At 31.6% G+C, this 1660-nt stretch carries 1 protein-coding gene; it reads left to right on the top strand.

Annotated elements, in window-relative coordinates:
• Nucleotides 1–317 precede the first annotated feature (317 nt).
• Nucleotides 318–1388 (top strand): helix-turn-helix domain-containing protein, encoded by a 1071-nt coding sequence (locus J3491_RS11880; protein WP_207970354.1) that lies wholly within the window; start codon nt 318–320, stop codon nt 1386–1388.
• Nucleotides 1389–1660 lie beyond the last annotated feature (272 nt).

Genomic DNA, 1660 nt, shown 5'->3' with positions numbered 1-1660 from the left:
TGCATACGGAAATCTAGTGAGTAAGTCATGGTCTTTATAATAACAATTGGGTTTGATAATTAGTTTATAACACTTTTATATGGTCTTGACTATATATAGTCGACTCTAAATAAAGTAGAGGCATTATATTTCAACGAGGAACTGGTATGAGTTTTTCTGGCGTGCTGTGTCTGTGCTGATCGATGCTGCATAAAATTCATCCTAGTCTCACTATATCGTTTTTATACTAAATTCACTATAGCATTATTGCCTATAGTAAATATCGGTTGATTTATTAAATTGGAATAAATAATAACTATTCATAATTAAGGTAAAAGATGATAGAGACTGTAAGCAGTACTCATAAAAGTATCATGCTAGCTATAAGACAAGCTGCAACTTTATATTTGTTTGAGAAAGGACGTGAAAACGATATTCCTAAAGTTATAGATAATTTTTTGCCTTTAGATAATTACCAGGGAAATCGAGTACCTGTAGTTGATGTCGTGAAGGAGGTTCATATATTGTCAGATGTTCTACAAGATAATTATTTAGGATTAAAACTAAATATGTTAGTAGACATTGAGTCTTTGCCCTTTTATAAAGCAGTTAGCGACTGTATCAGACCTTTTAATGAAACAATGAATAAGCTACCTTTTTTGCTAGTATGCCGAATCGTACGTTTCTTTTTCTTCTTAATTACACAATCGATTAGTGTTGTAATTACAGCAGAAAAAGAATCGATTCGTTTTGACTTCATCTCTAGTGTGACTGAAAGAATGAGTAAAAATCAGATCGATGGTGCTATGATATTGATCTATCGAGTCATGGAAGCATTTCATCCTGATATATTAAAAAAAGTATATATATCGCATCGAAATACTCCTTATGAGAAGGAGTGTTATCTATCAACTTTTAGGGTGCCCATTGAGTTTAGTGATACAACCAGTTTAGTCTATGACCTTCAGTGTAAGAATCATTATAAAAATGCTGCAGGCTTACTAGTAAAGTCCGAAGAAGATGTGGGTAAAAGGTTCTTTATTAATTCCTTATTTAATATAGTATCAGCAGAGTTTCCTGAGATGAGTTACGAAGCACGCTGTGAGATGATTATTGATACAATGATGGGTGTCAGCTTACCAACCCGAAGCTATGTAGCACAGTCGATGAATATCAGTGTAAGTACGTTAAAAAGAAAGCTTTATGAAGAAAATACTTCATTTCAAGAAATTTTAGACAAAGTTAGAAAACGGTTGGTTGAGAAATACTTGAAGGAAAAACAGCTATCAACAACGGACATTGCTTACCTTTTGGGTTATAAATCTCATAGTCAATTTTTTAAAGCTTTTAAATTATGGTTTGGTATGACACCCAAATCTTATCAAAAATTTATTTCTAAGCATAAATAATATAAAATTAACAATATTAACAGCATATAAATATCGTTTTATGGCCAATTAAAAGTACTTTCTTTTTGCATGAGTATTCCTCATAAGACTGATTTTTTAATGAGTTATCGTTAATCTATTTTAAAATAAGCATCAGTCCTACTAACATCCATGTTCTTTATGTGCCGACGCAGACAAATATAGTCAAGACCATATAAAAGTGTTATAAACTAATTATCAAACCCAATTGTTATTATAAAGACCATGACTTACTCACTAGATTTCCGTATGCA

Source organism: Psychrobacter halodurans (assembly GCF_017498075.1).
Lineage (GTDB): Bacteria > Pseudomonadota > Gammaproteobacteria > Pseudomonadales > Moraxellaceae > Psychrobacter > Psychrobacter celer.
Note: the sequence above shows the minus strand (reverse complement) of the source record. Positions and strands in the feature narration are given on the sequence as shown.